Below are 23,448 nucleotides of genomic sequence, written 5' to 3' on the forward strand. Positions count from 1 at the left end.
ATTAAAAATGGAGAATAACAAGTTTGATTATAATTTAGAAAATGAATTTGATTTAAAGGCATTTTTAGATATATACCTAATTCGATGGAAGTGGTTCGCTTTGGGTATTTTTGTTTTTTTGTTTATTGCTTTTATTTATTTAAGATACAGTACACCTCAATTTAGAGCTGCAACGACAATTTTAGTTAAGGATGAAAAGAAAGGCGGAATGCTTTCAGAGCTATCTGCTTTTGCGGATATCGGCGGAGGTATCAAAAGTAATTTGGATAATGAAATTGAGATTTTAAAATCCAGAACCTTAGTAGAGAGTACGGTTAAGAATTTGAAGTTGAATGTAAGTATAATAGTCGAAGGGAGAATTATTGATTCCGATACTTACAAAGACTCTCCTATAGAAGTGACTTTATTAAACCCTGATGATCAATTCTATGATAATAAAATGAATTTTACTTTTACTGAATTAGGACCTAATAATTTTGAACTAAAGAATCAGTTGGTAAATCCCAAGTCTAAAATAAATTTAAATTCGAACAACAAATTTCGTTATGGTCAAATTATAAGTACTCAGTATGGGCAGTTTATTATTAATAAATCTAAATTAATTAAAAATGAAATTTCAGATAATAATAAAGAAGTTAGTATTATTATTACTCCTTTAGAGATTGTTACTAAGAGCTTCAGGGATAGATTAAACGTGACGCCTGTCAGTAAATCAAGCAGCGTTGTGGAAATATCTATTAATGATCCAGTAGTTAAAAAAGCGGAAGATTTTTTAGATAGTTTAGTGGTTATTTATAACAATGACGCTGCGGCTGATAAAAATTTTATATCGGAGAATACTTCAAAATTTATAAATGAAAGATTAGCAATCATTACACAAGAATTAGAGGGTGTTGAAAAAAATGTTGAAAGCTTTAAAACTTCTAACAAAGTGACCGACATTGAGACTGAAGCAAAGCTTTATATCGAAGGTTCAAATGAGTATGACAAAAAAGGAGTTGAAACTGAAATTCAGTTAAATGTGGTTTCGTCATTGCTGAGCTTTATGAAAAAGAGTTCTAATGGAGATTTATTACCCAGCAATATCATTTCAACACAAGGTGAAGCAAGTACTTTAATCAACTCTTATAATGCTTTAGTACTAGATCGTAATAGGATTTTAAAATCTGCGACTACAGAAAACCCATCTGTGCTTAAATTAGATCAACAAATATTTTCTTTAAAGTCAAATGTAATGTCTAGTTTACTTCGAATGCAGTCCAATTTGACTATTCAAAAAAGAGATTTAAATAGCAATGAAAGTATTTTGAATTCAAAAATAGGGAAAATACCAGTACAAGAACGTCAGTTTAGAGTAATAGCTAGACAACAAAAAGTAAAAGAAGAATTGTATTTGTATTTATTACAAAAAAGAGAGGAAACTGCAATTTCCTTAGCCGCCACTGAGCCAAATGCGCGAGTTATTGATTCTGCTAAAGCAAACGATAAACCTGTATCTCCTAAAAAGACTATTGTCTATTTAGCTACTTTACTTCTTGGAATCTTGTTGCCATTTGGGATAATTTATCTAATGGATTTGATGGATACTAAAATCAAGAGTCGTTTAGATTTAGAAGGAAAAACTTTAATTCCATTTATTGGAGATGTGCCTACGTCTGATTCTCCATCCGAGATTATACAGTCCGAAAGTAGAACGAGTTCAGCAGAAGCATTACGAATTATTAGGACCAATTTAGAATTTATGCTTACTAAAGTTTCAGAAGGTCGCGCTAAAACTATTTTTTTAACATCTACATTTCCTCAAGAAGGAAAGACCTTTGTTTCGGTAAATCTAGCTGCTACCTTCGCATTATCAGGTAAGAAAGTCTTGTTGATTGGTATGGATATTAGAAGTCCAAGATTAGATGAGTATTTAACTTTACCAGACCGAGGCGTTACGAACTATTTATCCTCAAAAACTTTAGCTTTAGAAGATCTAATTGTTAAATATGATGGTTTTAATGATTTTCATGTTCTTCCTGCAGGTATTATACCACCTAATCCTGCTGAATTACTTATGAATAGAAAAACAGACGATCTATTTGATATTTTAAAAAGTCAGTATGATTATATTATTGTTGATACAGCTCCAGTTAGCTTAGTTACAGATACATTATTGATTGCTAAATATGCTGATTGCTTTGTTTATGTAGCTAGAGCTAATTTTTTAGAGAAGAGAATGTTGAACATTCCAAATACGTTGTACAGAGAGGAAAAGTTGCCAAATATGTGTATGCTACTTAACGATACTGATTCTACAAAAGGATATGGTTATGGTTACGGCTATGGCGTACAACTGGAAAAGAGTCCTTGGTATAAAAAAATACTTAAAAAGTAATTTTATTTGATATCATTTATTGACAAGGTTTATAGAGATTTTTCTTTATAAACCTTATTTTTTTTAATCTATTGATAAATTCATTATTTTTAACTTATGATAATCAAAAATTTAAATATCGCGGATCTCTTAATAATTGAGCCAAATGTTTTTAAAGATGAGCGGGGCTTCTTTTTTGAATCCTACAAGAAATCTATATACAATGATGCTGGAATACTTTATGATTTTATTCAAGATAATCAATCGTTTTCAACCAAAGGAGTGATTCGTGGTTTGCATTTGCAAATCAATCCTTTTGCGCAAGCAAAATTAGTGAGAGTTTTAGAAGGGGAGATTCTTGATGTAGCAGTTGATTTACGTGCAAAATCATCTACTTATGGTCAACACTTTAGCGTGATTTTGAGTGCTGAGAATAGAAAACAATTAATGATACCTCCGGGTTTTGCTCATGGATTCTCAGTTTTGAGTGCTACTACGTCGGTTATGTATAAAGTAGATCAACTGTATGACAAAGATAGTGAAAGAGGAATTCGGTATGATGACCCTACTTTAGCAATTGATTGGCAAATAAATCTTGAGGATTTAATTGTTTCTGAGAAGGATTTAGTATTACCTAATTTTGACCAAATTGATTGGGAATTCTAATTACGAAATAAGATTTTTATAGTTTCATAAAATGATAAAAAGTAGAAAGTTAAAAAAAATATTAATTACAGGCGCAAATGGACAGTTAGGTTCAGAAATTAGAGAAATTGCTATTAGTACGACGCAATACGAATGGGATTTTACCGATTATCAAGAATTAGATCTTTGCGATTTAAATCATTTAGAGAAAAAAGTAGCAGAAATTAATCCTCAAATAATAATTAATTGTGCAGCGCATACTGCGGTTGATAAAGCTGAGACAGAAGTGGAGTTGTCAGATGTGCTAAACCACCAGTCGATAGCTATTATGGCTAAATGGAGTAATGCTAATGATTGTAAATTAATTCATATTTCTACAGATTATGTTTTTGATGGAAACTCAGCTATAGCTTTGACCGAAACGGCACAAACAAATCCTATAAATGTATATGGTGTTACTAAATTAGCAGGTGAAAAAGCGTGTTTAGAACAAAACCCAAATGCAATAATAATTAGGACTTCATGGGTGTATTCTAGTTTTGGCAATAATTTTGTAAAAACAATGTCTCGTTTGATGCAAGAAAGAGACAGCCTAAATGTGGTTAATGATCAGGTAGGTAGTCCAACCTATGCAGCTGATTTAGCAAAAGCCATCATGACTATCATGGAACACAAAAATTGGCAATCTGGCATCTATAATTTCTCTAATGAAGGAGAAATTAGTTGGTACGACTTTGCTTTAGCGATTCAAGAGATTGGCGGTTTTGACTGTGAAGTTGGCGGAATCCCAGCCTCTAATTATCCTACACCTGCAAAACGTCCAGCCTATTCTCTATTGGATAAAAGTAAAATAAAAAATAGTTTTGGCGTTGCAGTACCAGAATACAAAGAGAGTTTAAGAAAATGCATGGATTTATTGCGAATTAAAACTAATTAAAACTAATTTAAAAACTAATTTAAAAACGAATTACTTCGAATTAATCGAATAGATTTTAATCATAAAATAGTTTATCGAATTTTGATTTTGTAGATGAATTTGAAGAAGAATCTTTCATGAGCTTAAAAAATAACATTAATTTGAAATAATTCGAAAAAATTCGAGAAATTCGTAACAAAGAAAAAAAAAGAAAAAACTATTAATCACTGGTGGTGCTGGTTTTATAGTATCACATGTTGTAAGACGTTTTGTAAATAAATATCCTAATTATTATATTTTTAATTTGGATGCTTTGACTTATGCTGGTAACTTGGAAAATATAACCGATATCCAAGATGCTCCAAATTATACTTTTGTAAATGGGGATATAGTCGATGCTACTTTTATAGACGCTCTTTTTATATAACATAAATTTGATGGAGTACTACTTTTTGCAGCTGAGTCGCATGTAGATCGTTCCATTACTGATCCATTGTCATTTGTAAAAACAAATGTTATTGGAACAGTTAATTTGCTGAATGCGGCTAAGATTATTTGGAAAGACAGTAAGGAAAACAAACGTTTTTATCATATTAGCACAGATGAGGTTTATGGTAGCTTAGGAGTAGAAGGATTGTTTACAGAAACTACTTCTTATGATCCAAATTCTCCATATTCTGCTTCTAAAGCGAGTTCTGATCATTTTGTAAGAGCCTATGGTGAAACTTATAATTTTCCGTAATTATTAACCAATTGCTGTAACAATTACGGACCCTTTAATTTCCCTGAAAAATTAATTCCATTGCTTATTAATAATATCATTCAAAACAAGCCGCTACCTGTTTATGGTGATGGGAAATATATACGCGACTGGCTTTTTGTAGAAGATCATGCCGTTGCTATTGATCTTGTATTTCACGAAGGTGTAAAAATCATGATACGTACGATATTGGCGGTTTTAATGAATAGCAAAACATTGATTTAATAAAACTACTTTGCAAAATAATGGATGAAAAGCTAGAGAGAGTAGCTGGAACCTCGGAAAAATTAACCGATCATGTGAAAGACAGTCCTGGTCAAGACTTGCGCTATGCGATTGATGCGTCAAAGATTAATAAAGAATTAGGTTTGGAGCCTTCCGTTGCTTTTGAGCAAGGTTTAGAAAGAACTGTAAATTGGTATTTAGAAAATGAAACCTGGCTGAATAACATTAACTCAGGAGAATACGCAACTTACTATGAAAAACAATACGCGAATTAAAACGAATTTAAAGCGAATTGAAACGAATGGATGCTACAAATAAAATACTTTACAAAGAGGAAAGCTTCGCTATTATTGGGGCTTGTATGAAAGTACATCGTACTCTAGGAGCAGGATTCTTGGAAGCAGTTTACGAAGAAGCATTGGAAAGAGAATTTCAAAATTTGAAAATTCCATTTAAAAGACAAGTTAAATTGGATTTATATTACGACAATCAAAAATTAACAAAACAGTATAGAGCTGATTTTATTTGCTATGATGAAATTATTGTAGAAATAAAAGCATTGACACAAATGCCTGTTGCGTTTTATGCGCAATTACAAAACTATTTAAAATGCACAAAGATAGAGTTAGGAATGTTGATCAATTTTGGTACGCCTTCCTTAACTTATAAAAGAATGATTAATTTGAAATGATTCGTAAAATTCGGATTAATTCGCAAAATTAGCACAAGATGAAAGGAATTATATTAGCCGGCGGATCCGGTACGCGTTTACATCCATTAACGCTTGCTATGAGTAAACAAATGATGCCTGTATACGATAAGCCGATGATTTACTATCCATTATCAACGCTTATGATGGCTGGGATTAACGAGATATTAATTATTTCAACTCCTCATGTTTTACCACATTTTAAAAAGTTATTAGGAGATGGAAAGGCTATTGGTTGTAAATTTAGTTACGAGGACCAAGCAATTCCAAATCGATTAGCACAAGCCTTTGTCATTGGTGAAAAATTTATTGGTAAGGATAGTGTTGCACTTGTTTTAGGAGACAATATATTCTTTGGCGCAAACATGGATCAATTACTAAAATCGAATACTAACTCAGAGGGTGGAGTTGTTTTTGCATACCATGTATCCGATCCAGAACGCTATGGAGTTGTAGAATTTGACAAAGATTTAAATGCGCTCTCAATCTAAGAAAAACCAATAGAGGCAAAATCTAATTATGCTTTACATGGATTATATTTTTACGATAATTCAGTGGTTGAAATTGCAAAAAATATTCAGCCAAGTGCAAGAGGTGAATATAAAATCACTGATGTAAATAAAGTATATTTAGAAAAAGGGGTGCTTAAAGTAGCAATTTTAAGTAGAAGAACTGCTTGGTTGGATACTGGAACTTTTAATAGTTTGATGCATGCAGGACAATTTGTTCAAGTCATAGAAGAACGTCAAGGCTTAAAAGTAGGTTGTATTGAAGAAATTGCTTGGAGACAAGGTTTTATTACAGAGAAAGAGTTAAAATATCTTGCTGAACCACTGAGAAAATCAGGTTATGGTGAATACCTTTTAAGCTTATTAAAACAAAAGTTGTAGTTTTAGCTTTTTAGATTTAAAATTTTATTTGTAATGTCTCTAATTTTTTGGGGTTAACATAATTGAATGATTATATTATAAAGTTTGAAAGATTGCAGGAATAATTGATTAACATTTTTTTTAGTAATTTAGAAAGTGTTATTTTTGTTACAGAAAAAATAATAACCCTTAAAAAATCATCTTGAGTACAAATAATAAATTTAATTCGACAGCATTGAGCTCTCTTCTTTTTTCAAGAGAGAATTTTAAATTTAGTGTTCATAATTTAGGATATTTACCAAGGTGGGTAATTGTACTAATAGATTTATGTGTATTATTACTTTCATTTTTCTTCACTCTGCTTATTTTTAGAGGTACTGGTTTAGACTATATAATCACTCCACACAGTATACTATTTTCTCTTTCTTTCTTTTTCGTAAATATTTTCTTTTTTTGGATATTTAGAACCTATTCCGGGATTATTAGGCACTCGTCATACATTGATGCAGTAAAGCTTTTGTTTTCTCAAAGTGGAGTTCTTGTAGTTTTTCTTTTTTTGAATTTCTCCTATGAATTTGCTTACGGTATAAAATTATTTTTAAATACTGCCTTTTTTATAAATATTGTTCTTTCCTTTTGTGGTCTCTTTGTCTATCGTGTGATCATCAAACAAACCTTCGAACTTTACTTTTCTGAAACAGGAAAAGAAAAATTAATTAGAACAATAATTTACGGAACAGATGCAAATGCTATTTCAGTTGCTAATGCATTAAAGTTCGAAACTCCTACTCGTTTTAAGATTGTTGGGTTTGTTGATAAGAGAAATCAAAATGCCTCTAAAAGAATGTTGGATTTACCCATACTTGTACAAAAGAAAAAATTACCAACATTAATGCGATCAATCGGTGCGGAGGCTGTAATTATAGCGGACAAAAGCTTAACAAAAGACGAGCAATTGGTTATTATTGACCAATGTCTTGAATTTAATTACAAGGTTTACAATGTACCTAAAATTACCGACTGGGAAAATCAGAAAGAAATCTCTCAAAAAGTAAAAACAATACAGATTGAAGATTTACTCGAAAGGAAACCTATTATTCTAGACGGTAAGTTAATTTCTAAGCAGTTAAAAGATAAAACCATTCTAATCACCGGTGCGGCTGGTTCAATTGGTAGCGAAATTGCTAGACAAGTCCTAACTTTTAACCCTAAGAAAATAATTATTTTAGATCAGGCAGAAACTCCTTTGCACCATTTACAATTAGAGACTGAAACTTTAAACTCGACTAGTAAAATAATATCTTTGGTTGGAGATATAAGAAATAAAGAAGCGATGGAAAAGGTGTTTAGTCGCTATAAACCTCAAGTTGTATTTCACGCTGCCGCTTATAAACATGTGCCGTTAATGGAGCAAAATCCAGCTCAGGCAATTTTAACTAATATTGAAGGAACTAAGAACATTGCTGATTTATCATGCCGATATAAAGTTAAGAAGTTCGTTATGGTTTCTACAGATAAGGCTGTAAACCCAAGTAATGTGATGGGAGCTAGTAAAAGGATAGCTGAAAAATATGTACAATCTCTACAGTTAAAGAGTAAGAATGGCGATGAGAAAATAACAACGAAATTTATAACAACTCGGTTTGGAAATGTTTTAGGTTCTAACGGATCGGTGGTGCCATTGTTTACAAAACAGATTGCTGAGGGTGGTCCAGTAACCATAACTCATGCAGATATAATAAGATATTTTATGACTATTCCGGAGGCTTGTCAGCTTGTTTTAGAAGCTGGAGCGATGGGTAATGGTGGAGAAATTTATATTTTTGATATGGGTAAACCAGTTAAAATTATTGATTTAGCAAGAAAGATGATTAAACTAGCCGGCTTTATTCCAGACAAGGAAATTATGATTCAAATTGTTGGTTTAAGACCGGGTGAAAAGTTATATGAAGAGTTATTGAACGATACTTCAAAAACATTACCAACTTATCACGAAAAAATTATGATTGCTGAAGATGAGCAAGATGATTACGAAATTTTAAATAACAGTATTGAAGAATTAATTCATAAAGCAAACTTCTTGACAAATGATGACATTGTAATGCAAATGAAAAAAATTGTACCTGAATTTAAAAGTATGAATTCGACATTTCAATTATTAGATAAGTAATTTAAAAAGTAATATTTTAAAAAAAAGTTCGAAGAGATTAACTCTCTTCGAACTTTTTTTGTTTGGAACAATACTTAAAAATTATAGATTTTAATATTTGCTTCGGTTTTTATGGGCATTAGGATGACATAATCCTTTAACTAATGTAATTGCATTTTATAAACAATATTTTTAACCAAATTTAAAGAACTGATTATTAGAAATTGCTTCAGTCAAAGGTTTTAAATCTTTGACTAGCACTTTCTGATCAAACGCAGCAATATGATTATTGTGATGGACGTCAGATCCCACGTAGCTATACATTCCTTTACTTAAAAGTTGTTCTGCTATTTTTGTTATACCTGCTCCATAATAACCAACTACGGATAAAAGATTGAGTTGGAAGCGGCAACCTGCCTTAATTAATTTTTGGTACTCGCTGAAATTATTATGGTAAAAAAGGTATCGCTCGGGATGAGCAAGAACTGGTATATATCCAGCTACTTGCAAATCGAATAATATTGAATACAATTGTATAGGTGCATTTATGTATGACATTTCTACTAATACATAATTATCTTTTAAGGTAAGCAATTCACCTGATTGAAAAAGAAGCACAAATTGATCGTCCATCAAATATTCGGCGGCAGCCTTAAAAGGAATAGTAATGCCATTTTTATTTAATTCTAAGACTGTTTTTACTTTGTTCAATTTTATAATTTCATGTGTGTTTTCCCAAACATGTTGAATTATATGAGGTGTAGTAATAAATTGAGTCACCCCCATTTCTTGGAGTGCTGTAGTAAGTCGTAGCGTGTCATCAAAAGTTTTTGCACCATCATCAATTCCCGGTAGAAGGTGAGAATGAATGTCAACGTGATGATCTGGAATTAAATCCTTTAAAACTGATTTTGATTTGAATATTGAAAACATAAGTCAAAGGTAGAAAAAAAGTACTTCTATATGAGGTTTCTTTCAATTATTCGCGACAAATACGGCTATTTTTATTATTGTGATAAAAGTGCTAAAAAATCAATTAATATGGAAAATTTTGAAATTTGTCACTTTAATAATTTTACTTCTACTTTTGAATATAAAATTATGTGTTTCCTCTATTATTTTTGTTAAATCCCAATGTTTACGGGCTATTAGTTCTTTTGATTTCTAAATTTTCTCCAATTTTTGGTTTGTTTTTATAGAAAAATATTGTCAGTTTTGCGAAATAACTAATTCACAAATAAATTTAATATGAGGTTAAAATTCAAATGGATTTTTACGCTATTATTAGCGTTATCTATGCAGTTTTCTTTCGCGCAGCAAAAAACTGTTTCGGGTGTTGTTTCAGATGCTTCAGGTCCAATTCCTGGAGTAAATGTTTTAATTAAAGGAACCCAGTCAGGTGTACAAACTAACTTTGATGGGAAGTATTCAATCCAAGCTTCTGCTGGAGATCAATTAGTTTTTACTTTCATCGGAATGAATGACTCTTTTGCAACAGTTGGTTCATCAATGGTAATAAATATTACGATGAAAGATGCGGCTAACGAATTAAATGAAGTAGTAGTTACGGCTTTAGGAGTTAAAAAAAGTTCTAAAGCAGTGGGTTATGCTGTTCAGGAAATCAAAGCAGCTGAATTGACAAAAGGCGGTAATAATAGTCTATCAGGAGCTTTACAAGGTAAATTAGCTGGTGTGCAAATAACACCTTCTAGTGGAGCGCCAGGAGCTTCTTCTCAAATTGTTATTAGAGGAGCACGATCTTTTACAGGTAATAATACTCCATTATATGTTATTGATGGAATGCCGGTAGCATCTACTGCTGACTATTCTACAGGGAATAGTGTTACTGGTTCTGACTCTTCAAACAGAGCAGTAGATATTGATCCAAATGATATTGAATCAATTTCTATTTTGAAAGGACAAGCGGCATCAGCATTATACGGTATTAGAGCTTCAAATGGAGTAGTTCTTATTACAACTAAAAGCGGAAGAGGATTAGCTAAAGGTGGAAAGCCTGTTATTAGTTTTACTACATCTTCAAGTTTTGAGTCTATTTCTAAAAAACCAGAAACTCAAAATTTATACGCACAAGGTTCAAATGGTTTATTCAATCCTACTGCTTCAACTAGCTGGGGACCAAAAATCTCAGAATTGCCAAATGATCCAAGGTATGGTGGTAATATTGCTAATGATATTAATGGTGGTACACTAAGACCAGGAATGTACTACGTTCCGCAAAGAGCTAAATCAGGATTAGACCCTTGGGTAACTCCTAATTCTTATGATAATATTGGTGATTACTTCAGAGTGGGTCAAACAATAAATACTTCATTCAACATCGCTCAGGCTACTGAAAAAACAAACTATTCATTTGGTGTTGGTTCAGCTAATCAAGAAGGAATGATGCTAGGAACTTCTATGGATAGATATACGCTAAAAGCAGTTGTAGAAACAAATTTGAGCGAAACATGGAAGACAGGTTTTTCTGTAAATTACGTACAAACAAAATTGTTTAAAAGCACATCAGCAAATGATGGTGTTTTGCCTGGTGTTTTTGGAGCTCCTAGAAGTTACGATTTAAAAGGTAATGGTTTTGCTTCAGTTAGTGATCCTTACGATCAAGTTTTTTTTAGACCTAATGTTTTTAATAATCCTTATTGGGCTGCTAAAAACAATGAATTTGGTGAAAAAACAAATAGATTTTATGGTAATGGTAACGTTCAGTATTCTCCAATTATCAGTGAAGATGGAAGTCAAAAACTTACATTTAAATACCAAGCTGGTTTAGATTCTTACACTACAAATTACAGAGATATTTTTGAATTTGGGAATAAGCATGATTTAACAGGTGGTAGCAGTAATGTTAACCTATACGGAATAACATCTGACGTGATTAACTCGTTATTTACAGTAAATTATAATTTAGATATATCAACTGATTTAGCATTAAATGTTTTAGCAGGAAATGAATATAATCATGAAAACAGTAAGAGATACGATGATTACGGACAAGGGTTAAATTTTGGTGGATTTGCAACAATTGCAAATGCAAACGATGTAACTTCTGAAGAATTTAGAGTGCAAAGGCGTACAGTTGGTTTCTTCGGTAACGCTGAACTAGCATACAAAAATATGATTTTCTTGGGCGGGACAATCCGTCAAGATATTGTTTCAACTATGCCAAGAGGAAATAGAGATTTTATTTATCCATCAGCATCTTTAGGGATTGTATTAACTGAAATTGAGGCTTTAAAAGGTAATTCTTTTTTATCTTTTGCTAAAATTAGAGGTTCTTATGCTGAGGTTGGTCAAGCAGGAACTTACCTTCCAGATTATTTTGAGAAACCTTCTTATGGTGGAGGTTTTTGGGCAGGAGTTCCTATTCAGTATCCTTTAGGAGGAGTAAGTTCATTCATACCAAGTACGACTCAGTACGATCCAAATTTAAAACCGCAAAATACAAAATCGTATGAAGTTGGTTTTGATTTTAGATTCTTTAACAACAGAATAGGTTTAGACTATACTTTTTCTAAACAAAATGTAATTGATCAAATATTTTCTGTTCCAATGGCAGGTTCAACTGGGATTTCTTCATTCGTAACTAATGGTGGAAAAATTCATACAGATGCACACGAAATTGTTCTTAATGTTAATCCAATAAGAAGTGAAGACTTTAACTGGAATTTTAATGTAAATTTTTCTAAGATCGACTCTTTTGTAGACAAATTAGCGCCAGGTGTTCCAAATATCTTTTTAGGAGGATTTGTAACGCCTCAAATTAGAGCTAGCGTTGGAGATAGATTTCCAGTAATTTACGGAACTAGTTTTAAAAGAGATGCAGATAATAATATAATGGTTGATACGGATGGTACTCCTCTAGTAGGCGGAACCAAAGCTATCGGTGAGGTTTCTCCAAAATTCAACTTAGGAGGTTCTACACAATTTACTTATAAAAAACTGTCTTTAGGGGCAACATTTGATTGGAAAAACGGTGGAAGCATCTACAGTGGTTCAAATAACTTAATGCGTTTTTACGGTGTTGATGCATCAACAGCTGACAGAGCATCTGAGTATATCTATCCAGGAGTTAAATCTGATGGTACTCCAAATAATATTATTTTAGGTGGTGCTGCTAATCCGAACGGATATCAAAAATTAGCGAACACTTTGAATGGGATTGCTGAGGCAAATGTTTATGATGCTAGTTTTGTTAAGCTTAGAGAAATCACTTTGAGTTATCAGTTGCCGAAGTTGATGGGTGAATTATTAGATGTAAGAGCTTCCGTTTTTGCAAGAAATATTTTACTATGGTCTAAATTGCCTAATCTAGATCCAGAGGCGTCGCAAGGTAACAATAATATTGGTGGTGGATTTGAACAATGGTCAATCCCACAAGCTAAGAGCGTTGGTTTCTCTCTAAGTGCTACTTTCTAATCTATAATTAATTTACAATGAAAAATATAAAAATTACAATCACAGCAGTGATGGCATTATTTTTATTTCAATCTTGTTCTGAGGACAAGATGGATGAAATTAACGCCGACAAAAATAATCCAACAAATATTCCAAGTCGTCTAATCATAACTGATGTTATGAGTGCTTCAGCATTCACGATTACTGGATCTGATTATTCATTTTACGCAGGTATTTACGCTGAACTAAACGCAGGGAAACACAATCAAATGTTCAATGCTCAAATTAGAAAAGGAGAGCCAACAGCAGAATCCACTTATAACAACCCTTGGAATGCTAGTTATAGACAATTGAAAACACTTCAAACGATCATTGCTAAATGTTCTGAAGGCGGAAGCGAAGTTGGTAATTATCAAACATTAGGTGTCGCGCAAATTTTGTATGCATATAACTTGGCTATATTGACAGACCTTTTTGGGGATGTTCCTTACAGCGAGGCATCAAAACCGAGTGAGTTTCTTCAGCCTAAAGTAGATAAGCAAGAAGATATCTATAATTCAGTATTTGCTCTTTTAAAAGATGCAATTGTTAATTTAGATAAAACAACACCTTACAAATTGGGTAATCAAGATATTATTTACGCAAGTAATTCGGCAAAATGGAAAAAAGCAGCAAATGGATTATTAGCAAGATATACTATGAGATTGTCTTTAAGAAAAGCTGATTATGCAGCTGTTATTTCTTACGTAGATGCTTCTTTTTCTAATGTGTCAGAGGAGTTTAAGTTAGTTCATCCAAATGTTCCTAATCCTTACGCATTATTTAAGAGAGATAGAGATGGTTTAGGCGTTGCTAAAAGTTTTTATGATATATTGAAAGCTAACGGAAATGCTGATATTCGTAATCAAGAATTTTTTACTAAAATTGATGGCTCAGTTGCAACATTTGACAACTCATTAGTTTTCCCAGTTGAGGGTCAAACGATTTATTCTAACTCAGCTTTAATGAATGATAAAAATCCAATATACTTGATGAGCTATCATGAATTATTGTTTCTAAAAGCTGAAGCGCAAGCAAGATTAGGTCTAGCAACCGCGCAGGCTACAATGAATAGTGCGATTAAAGCTGCTTACACTAAAGCGCAGGAGAAAACCTTTACTACTCAACAAGCAGATACATATATCGCTTCAATAGGAACTTTGACGGGTAATGCTTTGTTGAAAAAGATAATGGTTGAGAAATACATTTCTTTCTACGAAAATGAGGGAATTGAAGCTTTTAATGATATTAGACGTTTAAAGGCAATGGGTAATGGAGATTTAATTCCAATGGTAAATCCTCAAACTGAGAAATTTCCAAATAGATTTGGATATGGTCAATCAGATGTTTCAGCTAATTTAAAAGTAAAAGAAGCATTTGGAGACGGTTCTTATGTATACACTGAAAAAGTTTGGTGGGCAGGAGGAACGAGATAGTTCTTATGTAACAAGAATTTAAAGTTCTTTGAAAAATCCCGATTGCTTGTGCAATCGGGATTTTCTTTTTGTAATAAATAATCATTAATTTTTCTTTTTTTTAAATAACAGCAACTAACTATCTTATGTTTTTTAAATTTGCAATTATTAACTTATATCTTTACTGTCGATTTCACGTTTTAAATATTTACTTAACCATATCTTTTCCAAATGAGGATTTTCTATATATTAATTTTTTTGGTATTCCCTAAATTGCTTTTTTCTCAAGATAAAAATAGTAGAGACATTAAATCAAATAATAAATTTGAACAACCTCTAAGTGATACTACTAAAGTTAAGGTTGCTTCGATAGATCTTTACAGAGTTATTACCATAGATCGCGATACTACTTACATAGATACTTCACTTACCATTCAAAAAGAATACAGTCATAATTATTTACGAAAAGATATTTTTGGTCTTTTGCCTTTTGCAAATGATGGCCAAACCTATAATACGCTACAATATAGCTTAACGGATTTTTCTCCTCTTCCTGAATTTGGCTTTAAAGCCAAGCATTTTAATTTTTTAGAAGCAAACCAAATCAAATATTATTCTGTTGCGACTCCTTTAACGGAACTTTATTTTAAAAGTACAATCAAAAAAGGGCAATCGGTAGATGCTTTTATAACTTTGAATACTTCAGAAAACCTGAATTTTTCAATTGCTTATAAAGGACTGCGTTCTGAGGGTGAATATATCAATCAGTTATCTAGCACAGGTAATTTTAGATTTACCACTAGTTATAATACTAAGAACAAACGTTATTTTGCAAATGCGCATTATACCTATCAAGATATTTTAAATAGAGAAAATGGCGGAATTACTACTATCGAAGATTTTGAAAGTGAAGACCCAAATTATAATAACAGACAGCGATTTGAGGTTTACTTCAATGATGCTAAGTCATTTTTGAAAGGAAAAAGAGCTTTTTTAGATCATAATTTCAGAATTAATTCAAAAAAGGGAACAAACAATTTATACATCACACATCAATTCAATTACGAAAATAAATTTTTCGAATACAATCAGGCAACTGTTCAATCTACTGTAGGTAATAGAATAATCAATCGATTTGGCGACTCTTTCTTAGATAGTGGAATCAATGATCAAACAAAATATAACAAGATGTACAATCGTGTAGGACTTGTATATGAGAATACAATATTAGGTAATTTTATGTTTTTTGCTGACGATTTTAGATCGAATTACTATTACAGCAGAATATTAATTTTCGATAATCAAAATACAATTCCTAGTGCGTACAGCCAAGTAATAAATTCTGCTGGTGGACAATATGAATACCGTCACAATAAGTGGAATGGAAAATTTTTATATTCGAGGTCAGTGACTGCACAATCACTTTCTAATCTTGATGCTAAATTAAAGTATGATTGGAATGATGAAATTCAATTATCAGCGCAGTATCAAAATATTAATAAACTGCCGAACAACAATTATAATTTGTACCAAAGCAGCTATATTCAATACAATTGGTCGAATGATTTTAAAAATGAAAAAATTAATGTTCTCAAAGTAAATGCTATTTCTCCATGGGTAAATGCCGAAGTTCAGTTTTCTGTTCTAAATGATCATTTGTATTTTAAAAATATTTCAACCGCTGCGCAAATTGCTGATAAAGTGCAAATCATTTCGCCATCGCAATATGACGGAACAATAAATTATTTGTCTGTTAAGGCGAGTAGAGAATTTAAGTTTGGCAAATTTGCTTTAGACAACACCATATTATATCAAAAGGTTGATCAAACTGATCAAATTCTAAATGTCCCTGATTTAGTAACAAGAAATACCTTCTACTTCACTACTTATATGTTTAAGAAAGCCTTGTTCTTGCAAACTGGTCTTACGCTAAATTATTTTTCAAAATACTATGCTAATGACTACAATCCGGTAATAGGGGAGTTCTTTGTTCAAAACCAGAAAGAGATAGGAAATCATCCTAATCTAGATTTTTTTATAAATGCAAAAGTCCAAAGAACAAGAATTTATTTTAAAGCAGAACATTTTAATTCTTCATTTATGGGCAATGATTTTTATGCTTCACCTAATAATCCTTCCCGTGACTTTACAATACGTTTTGGTTTAATTTGGAACTTTTTCAATTAAATTTCTACGCAGGTACTTTTTTAATTCTATTTTTTTGGGCGTTTAAACGTGCTATCCGATGTATCTTTCCTTGCTTAAGAGCGCAAGTAAAGGATGTCGCTGCTATCACTAACGCAAAATATCCTTCGCTATAATGTTTTGTAACAAAATACTATCTTTGCGAAAGTTTTATAACATACTACAATCTTTAAATTATACTCAAAATGCAATACGCAGAAAATATATTAGGCACGATAGGAAATACACCTTTAGTGAAACTAAATAAAATTACCGCAGAAGTGGACGCTCTTGTTCTTGCAAAAGTGGAAACATTTAATCCTGGAAATTCTGTAAAAGATAGAATGGCCGTGAAAATGATTCAAGATGCAGAAGCAGATGGTCGTTTACAGCCTGGTGGAACCATTATTGAAGGAACTTCAGGGAATACAGGAATGGGCTTAGCTCTAGTAGCGATTATAAAAGGATATAAGCTAATTTGCGTAATATCAGATAAGCAGTCAAAAGAAAAAATGGATATTCTTCGCGCTGTTGGTGCAAAGGTTGTTGTTTGTCCTACTGATGTAGATCCAACAGATCCACGCTCTTATTATTCGGTGTCAAAAAGATTAGCTGAAGAAACGCCAAATTCTTGGTACGTTAACCAGTATGATAATCCATCAAATGCAATCGCACACTACGAGCAAACTGGTCCGGAGATTTGGGCGCAAACAGAAGGTAAAATAACTCATTTTGTGGTAGGTGTAGGAACTGGTGGAACGATTTCTGGAGTTGCTAAATATTTAAAAGAGAAAAATCCAAATGTGAAAATTTGGGGAATCGATACGTACGGATCTGTTTTCAAAAAATACCATGAAACCGGAATTTTCGACGAAAATGAAATTTATTCGTACATTACAGAAGGAATTGGAGAGGATATATTGCCAAAGAATGTTGATTTTTCTTTAATTGATGGTTTTACAAAAGTAACTGATAAAGATGCAGCTGTCTATACCCGTAGAATTGCTTTAGAAGAAGGGATTTTTGTAGGCAACTCAGCAGGAGCTGCAATTAAAGGACTTCTGCAGTTGAAAGATCATTTTAAGCCAGAAGATGTTGTTGTGGTTTTGTTCCACGATTCAGGAAGTCGTTATGTAGGTAAGATGTTCAATGATGACTGGATGCGTGAAAGAGGCTTTCTTGAAGAAGTAATTACAAAAGCTGAAGATGTCATCAAAGATCATATCGATAAGCCTTTAATTGTAGTGCGAACAGAAGAGCTAGTTTCTCATGCGATAGAGCGCATGCGTAAATACAAAATTTCTCAAATACCAGTTATTGATGTAAATGGTTTTGTAGGTTCTGTAGATGAAAGTGATTTGTTTCAAAGCTACGTTGCGGATAAAGATGTTGCTGATAAACCAATTAAAGATGTAATGGGTAAGCCATTCCCAATTGTAAAACAAGGAACATCTATTGAAGAAGTTTCGAAATTATTTACTAAGGACAACGCTGCTGTTCTATTAGAATTAGAAAATGGAACACACCATATTATAACCAAGTACGATATTATTGGTTCTATAAAATAAGTTTTTTTTTTTGGCCATGGGTTAAATTATTTAGCATAAATTTATTTATGTTAGCTATTTTAATCTGTGGCTTTTTTTATTTTAAGTGCAATTGAACTGTTGTATTAATTATTAAACAATAATAAAACAAAGCTTGCTGTTTATATACTATTCTTAAATTTTTTTATGAATTTTACTGCTATTGATTTTGAAACTGCTATTGGTTTTCATCCTTGTTCTGTAGGCATTGTTACAGTTGAGAATGGAATTATAGTTGACGAGTTTGTGAGCTTAATAAAGCCACCTAATAATCTATATTCTCCCTATACTATCCAAGTTCATGGAATTTATCCACGAGATACAATGCACGCAAAGAGTTTTGCCCAAATCTTTCCCGAAATTAGAAAGCGACTAGAGAATAGGGTTGTTGTTGCCCACAACGAAAGCTTTGACCGAAATGTTTTAGCAAAATCTATGGAAATTTACAACTTAGATTATACGTCTTTAAATATCGCCTCTCGATGGGAATGCACTGTAAAAATCTACAAAGCTAAAGGCCTTAAGCCTACAAAATTGAGTGATTGCTGTCGCGAAATGAAAATTCAATTGAATCATCATGAAGCACTTTCTGACGCTAGAGCGTGCGCAAAATTATATTTAATGCGGTAATTTACTACGACTTTCACAATTTTCTTAATTAGTTATCTATAAGATTTTAATTACTTTCATTTTTTTTAGTACATTAGTATTCAATCTAATACGTTGTAAATGAAAGAAGACTTTCTCCACTATATTTGGAAATACAAGAAGTTTATTACTTTAAATCTAAAAACTTCTACCGGAGAGGAAATTACCATTAGTAATGTTGGACAATATACGGAGCTTGCAGGTCCAGACTTTTTCAATGCCCAAATCACAATTGGCAATCAAAAATGGGCTGGAAATGTCGAAATTCATTTAAAATCTTCAGATTGGTATGTGCATCATCATGAGAAAGATGTTGGATATGAAAATGTAATTTTGCATGTGGTGTGGGAGAATGACGCGGCAGTTTTTAGAGTTGATAATAATGAAATTGCAGTCTTGGAACTTAGAGACTATGTTGATAAGGAAACGGTGAATAACTATCAATCTTTAGTAGCTCCTAAATCATGGATTTTTTGCGAAAAGCAACTAAAATATATTGATGATTTTACGCTTAAAAATTGGCAAGAGCGCTTGTTCTTTGAACGTTTAGAACGCAAATCAAAACCTATATTCGCTTTATTAAAAGACTCTCAACAAGATTGGGAAGCAGTTTCATTTATTCTTTTAGCGAAGAATTTTGGTCTAAATACTAATGGTCCGATTTTTAGAAAAATCGCAGAATCTATTCCATTTTCTATTATTAGGAAAGAAAGTTTTGAAGTAGAGAATTTAGAAGCACTACTTTTTGGAACAGCAGGATTATTAGATAGCGAAATGGAAGATAACTATTTTAAAGACTTAAAGTTTAGATACTTTTACCTCCTGCATAAATATAAATTGGATAAAAGCTGCATTGAACCACTTCAATTTTTTAAGCATCGTCCAGATAATTTCCCTACCATCAGATTGTCTCAATTAGCTAATTTATATTTTACGCATCAAAATTTATTTTCGAAAATAAAGGATTTTAAGTCGCTAAAAAGCTGTTACGATGTATTTCAAATAACAACATCAGAATATTGGAAAAATCATTATCAATTTGATAAAGAAAGTCCTAAGAAGAACAAGATGCTTTCTAAATCTTTTATTGACTTGCTTGTCATCAATACAATTATTCCGCTGCAGTTTGCTTATTCGTCAAGTGTGGGAAAAGAAATATCAGAAAATCTGATAGTGCTTCTGAAAGATATTCATGCAGAAAAAAATGCGATAATAGATAAATTTACATCATTTGGAATAAAACCTTTAAATGCTTTTGAAACACAATCTTTACTGCAACTTAAAAACGAGTACTGTAATAAAAGTAGATGCCTAGAATGCGCGATAGGGATGGAGCTGTTAAAAAAGAAATAGTACAATTAAAATAACCCAAGTATTTTTTTTAGTAATTTTGCTCTAACGTTTTAAATTTTCAATTATGTCTGCAATTATAAAACTTAAGTTCTTTTTTGAAAAACATGGTTTCCATGTTTCTTCTCGATTGGCTGACACTTTAGGTATGCGTGCGAGTAGCGTAAGAATATTTTTTATTTACATTTCTTTTGTAACCGCTGGATTGGGTTTTGGAATTTATTTAACTTTAGCTTTTTGGATCCGATTGAAAGATCTGGTACGAGCAAAACGAACTTCTGTTTTTGATTTGTAACTAGAAATCTGAAAATAAAAAGGGGACTATAAAGCTTATGCTTTTTAGTCCCCTTTTTGTATTAATTATTTAACTTTATTTTCCAGGATTATTTAATTTACTGTGTTTCTTGCTGTAAAAGAAATAGATAGCTACCCCAAGTATCATCCATATTGCTAGACGCTCCCAACTTTCAATTGGTAGACCAGCCATTAAAACTAGGCATATTACAACACCAATAATTGGGAATAATGGAACGAATGGTACTCTAAAACCTCTAACCGCATCAGGATTAGATTTACGCATTACAATTACGCCAATACAAACAAGTGTAAATGCAAATAATGTACCGATACTCACCATATGGCCTAGGTCTGATACGGGAACGAATCCTGCAAATAAACTAACAAATACCATAAAAAGAAGATTTGTTTTATACGGAGTTCTATTTTTAGAATGTAATGTGCTAAAGAATTTTGGCAACAATCCATCCACACTCATACTGTAAAAAACTCTACTTTGTCCCATCAGCATTACTAACATTACAGAGGTATATCCTGCAATAATAGCGATTGTAAGTGCTGAATTTAAAAATGTATATCCTGTTTTTGCAAATGCCGTTGTTACAGGGCTCGCATCACCTTTAAAGTTAATATAGTTTTCTAAACCAGTTAATACGAAAGCGAATAGAACATATAATATTGTACAGATTATTAATGAACCTAAAATACCAATTGGCATTCCTTTCTGTGGATCTTTTGCCTCTTGTGCAGCTGTAGATACTGCATCAAAACCAATAAAAGCGAAAAATACAACACCAGCACCTCTTAAAATACCACTCCAACCATAATGACCAAAATAATCACTGCTAAAGAAATTAAGGAAAGACATTTTTCCAGAGCTTAAAAGTGCCTCACCCTCGTTTACAGGAATAAATGGAGTATGGTTTGCACTATTGATGAAGCCCCATCCTAAAGCGATGAACACAATTACCACTGTTACTTTTAAAATAACTAATATATTATTTATTAATGCAGATTCTTTGGTACCTCTTATTAATAAGACCGACAGTAAGCAAATAATTCCTATCGCGGGCAAATTTATAAATCCTGGTTTAGCATCCCATGGTCCATGCAAGATGGATTGCGGTATATGAATGCCGTAATTCCCGAGAAATTTATCCACATATTGTGACCAACTGACGGCAACAGTTGCGGCTCCTAATGCGTATTCTAAAACTAAATCCCAACCTATTATCCAAGCTACAAATTCACCCATCGTAGCGTAAGAATACGTGTAAGCACTTCCGGCAACTGGAATCATTGAAGCGAATTCAGCATAACATAATCCTGCAAATGCACATCCAACAGCTGCTAGAATAAAAGATAAAGTTACCGCCGGTCCTGCATTTTCTGCTGCGGCTATTCCTGTTAAAGAGAATAATCCAGCACCAATTATTGCACCAACTCCTAGTGCTACAAGTGATCTTGCAGAAAGTGTCCTCTTTAATCCTTTTTCATCGTCTGAGGCTTCATTTAGTAAAACCGAAAGTGGTTTAGTTTTCCAAATTGACATGGGCTATTTAGTTTTTGTTTGTTATTAGATTTCAAATGTATTCTTTTTTATAAAAAATAAAAATAATATTTAGTGATTTAAGTCATAAAAAGTAAATTATTATTGATTTCAGTTTTGAGATTGATGCTATTATTTCTTTAAAATCACAAGGCAAAGTGGTTTAGCTGTCTAAGGAACAAAATTTTGAATGCTTGATTTATCATTGATTGTTGATAATCAGGTGTTTTTATTATTTTTATTTTGGAAATAATTTCTTTCAAATGCAGTACGTATTATTTTAATTTATAATTTTAGATTTCTAATTACATGGCTAAATTCGGAAGAAATGAGTTTTAAAGAATTGCAGACTTATTTTAAATTTTCAAAGGAGCAGCGTACAGGAGTACTGTCGTTGTTTATAATCATCATTATTTTGCAATGCATTTATTTTTTTACAGATTTTTCTAGTAAAACTGAAATTGATCCAAAAAAACAAGAATGGTTATCACTTCAGGCGGAAGTTGATTCAATGAAATTAAATCGGAATAATAGTAGTCCGAAAATATATCTTTTTAATCCAAACTTCATAACGGATTATAAGGGATATAAGCTAGGAATGTCTGTGGAAGAAATTGATCGCTTATTTGAATTTAGAAAAACAAATAAATATGTAAAGTCAGCAGAGGAATTTCAGCAGGTAACTAAAGTGTCAGATTCCTTGCTAAAAGAAATAGCGCCGTTGTTTAAATTTCCAGATTGGTTAAATAATAGAAAAGAATTTAAAAGTTATAATAAATTTCCAGTAGAGGCTTTCGCCAAAAAAGATAAAATAGTTGTAATAGATATTAATGAAGCAACTAAGGAGGACTTAATAAAAGTGTACGGTGTTGGAGAAGCTATTTCTGTTCGAATTTTAAAACAGAAAGAAATTATAGGCGGGTTTGTTTCGATGGATCAAATGACAGATGTCTGGGGTCTATCGCCTGAAGTTATTGAGAAATTAAATCTGCATTTTAAGGTTTTGAAAGTTCCAGCTATTAAAAAAGTAGATATTAATAACGCTTCACTTAAAGATCTCTCGCAGTTTCATTACTTTCGATACGCTTTAGCAAAAGATATTTTGACTTATAGAAGTATGAACGGAGATTTTAAGAATATTGAGGATTTAACAAAAGTTAAGGGTTTTCCTGTTGATAAAGCAAAAATAATTAGTTTATATTTGGACTTTAATTAGAACTTGACAAAACTGCTGTTTTTAAATCTTATATTTTATAGGAAATAAACGATTTTCAACGTGTAAATTCAGTTGGTAAGCAGTGTTTAGTGCTTTATAAAAAAAACTATTATTGAGATGCA

Annotated in this window: 15 protein-coding genes and 2 pseudogenes; 15 read left to right on the plus strand and 2 right to left on the minus strand. The window is 32.0% G+C overall.

The features are described from left to right. Positions 1-7: 7 nt before the first annotated feature. The 7 genes and pseudogenes from RCH19_RS01860 (at position 8) to RCH19_RS01890 (ending at position 8,650) form a co-directional block, all read left to right on the plus strand. On the plus strand, positions 8-2,377 hold the full coding sequence (locus tag RCH19_RS01860; protein ID WP_343021789.1) for a polysaccharide biosynthesis tyrosine autokinase: 2,370 nt from the start codon (positions 8-10) through the stop codon (positions 2,375-2,377). Positions 2,378-2,473: 96 nt separating this feature from the next. Beyond that, complete coding sequence (gene rfbC, locus RCH19_RS01865; protein ID WP_343021790.1) at positions 2,474-3,022, plus strand: dTDP-4-dehydrorhamnose 3,5-epimerase; 549 nt, start codon at positions 2,474-2,476, stop codon at positions 3,020-3,022. A 31-nt stretch (positions 3,023-3,053) separates the two neighbouring features. Continuing rightward, entirely contained in the window at positions 3,054-3,938 is an 885-nt protein-coding gene (gene rfbD / locus RCH19_RS01870) for a dTDP-4-dehydrorhamnose reductase (protein WP_343021791.1), read from the plus strand. A 202-nt stretch (positions 3,939-4,140) separates the two neighbouring features. After that, positions 4,141-5,177 (plus strand): annotated as a pseudogene (rfbB, locus tag RCH19_RS01875) (dTDP-glucose 4,6-dehydratase). 26 nt (positions 5,178-5,203) lie between these two features. Continuing rightward, positions 5,204-5,593 carry a GxxExxY protein gene (locus RCH19_RS01880; RefSeq protein ID WP_343021792.1) on the plus strand — a complete coding sequence of 130 codons (390 nt, stop codon included), beginning with the start codon at positions 5,204-5,206 and terminating at the stop codon, positions 5,591-5,593. Positions 5,594-5,631: 38 nt separating this feature from the next. Further along, positions 5,632-6,501, plus strand: a pseudogene (gene rfbA / locus RCH19_RS01885) (glucose-1-phosphate thymidylyltransferase RfbA). Positions 6,502-6,682: 181 nt separating this feature from the next. Then, positions 6,683-8,650 carry a nucleoside-diphosphate sugar epimerase/dehydratase gene (locus tag RCH19_RS01890; RefSeq protein ID WP_343021793.1) on the plus strand — a complete coding sequence of 656 codons (1,968 nt, stop codon included), beginning with the start codon at positions 6,683-6,685 and terminating at the stop codon, positions 8,648-8,650. A 171-nt stretch (positions 8,651-8,821) separates the two neighbouring features. Here the strand turns inward: RCH19_RS01890 and RCH19_RS01895 are convergent, their stop codons facing one another. Beyond that, a complete protein-coding gene (locus RCH19_RS01895) occupies positions 8,822-9,562 on the minus strand; it encodes a CpsB/CapC family capsule biosynthesis tyrosine phosphatase (protein ID WP_343021794.1) in 741 nt (246 codons plus the stop codon). Positions 9,563-9,877: 315 nt separating this feature from the next. On the opposite strand from RCH19_RS01895, the gene RCH19_RS01900 reads away from it, so the two are divergent. From RCH19_RS01900 to RCH19_RS01930, 7 genes are all read left to right on the plus strand, one after another. Further along, on the plus strand, positions 9,878-13,063 hold the full coding sequence (locus RCH19_RS01900; RefSeq protein ID WP_343021795.1) for a SusC/RagA family TonB-linked outer membrane protein: 3,186 nt from the start codon (positions 9,878-9,880) through the stop codon (positions 13,061-13,063). A 17-nt stretch (positions 13,064-13,080) separates the two neighbouring features. Further along, a complete protein-coding gene (locus RCH19_RS01905) occupies positions 13,081-14,517 on the plus strand; it encodes a SusD/RagB family nutrient-binding outer membrane lipoprotein (RefSeq protein WP_343021796.1) in 1,437 nt (478 codons plus the stop codon). A 237-nt stretch (positions 14,518-14,754) separates the two neighbouring features. Then, on the plus strand, positions 14,755-16,683 hold the full coding sequence (locus RCH19_RS01910) for a putative porin (protein WP_343021797.1): 1,929 nt from the start codon (positions 14,755-14,757) through the stop codon (positions 16,681-16,683). A gap of 203 nt (positions 16,684-16,886) precedes the next feature. Then, entirely contained in the window at positions 16,887-18,248 is a 1,362-nt protein-coding gene (locus tag RCH19_RS01915; RefSeq protein WP_343021798.1) for a pyridoxal-phosphate dependent enzyme, read from the plus strand. Positions 18,249-18,413: 165 nt separating this feature from the next. Next, positions 18,414-18,896 carry a 3'-5' exonuclease gene (locus tag RCH19_RS01920; protein ID WP_343021799.1) on the plus strand — a complete coding sequence of 161 codons (483 nt, stop codon included), beginning with the start codon at positions 18,414-18,416 and terminating at the stop codon, positions 18,894-18,896. A gap of 99 nt (positions 18,897-18,995) precedes the next feature. Further along, entirely contained in the window at positions 18,996-20,267 is a 1,272-nt protein-coding gene (locus RCH19_RS01925; protein WP_343021800.1) for a DUF2851 family protein, read from the plus strand. A gap of 64 nt (positions 20,268-20,331) precedes the next feature. Then, a complete protein-coding gene (locus RCH19_RS01930) occupies positions 20,332-20,559 on the plus strand; it encodes a PspC domain-containing protein (protein ID WP_121925832.1) in 228 nt (75 codons plus the stop codon). 75 nt (positions 20,560-20,634) lie between these two features. On the opposite strand, the gene RCH19_RS01935 is transcribed toward RCH19_RS01930, so the two are convergent. Continuing rightward, positions 20,635-22,113, minus strand: a complete 1,479-nt coding sequence (locus tag RCH19_RS01935; protein WP_343021801.1) for an amino acid permease — start codon at positions 22,111-22,113, stop codon at positions 20,635-20,637. Positions 22,114-22,438: 325 nt separating this feature from the next. On the opposite strand from RCH19_RS01935, the gene RCH19_RS01940 reads away from it, so the two are divergent. Beyond that, the gene (locus RCH19_RS01940; RefSeq protein ID WP_343021802.1) at positions 22,439-23,326 is read left to right on the plus strand and encodes a helix-hairpin-helix domain-containing protein; all 888 of its coding nucleotides are present in this window, start codon (positions 22,439-22,441) and stop codon (positions 23,324-23,326) included. The last annotated feature ends 122 nt before the right edge of the window (positions 23,327-23,448 follow it).

The organism is Flavobacterium sp. PL12, from assembly GCF_039123485.1.
Classification (GTDB): Bacteria; Bacteroidota; Bacteroidia; order Flavobacteriales; family Flavobacteriaceae; genus Flavobacterium; species Flavobacterium weaverense.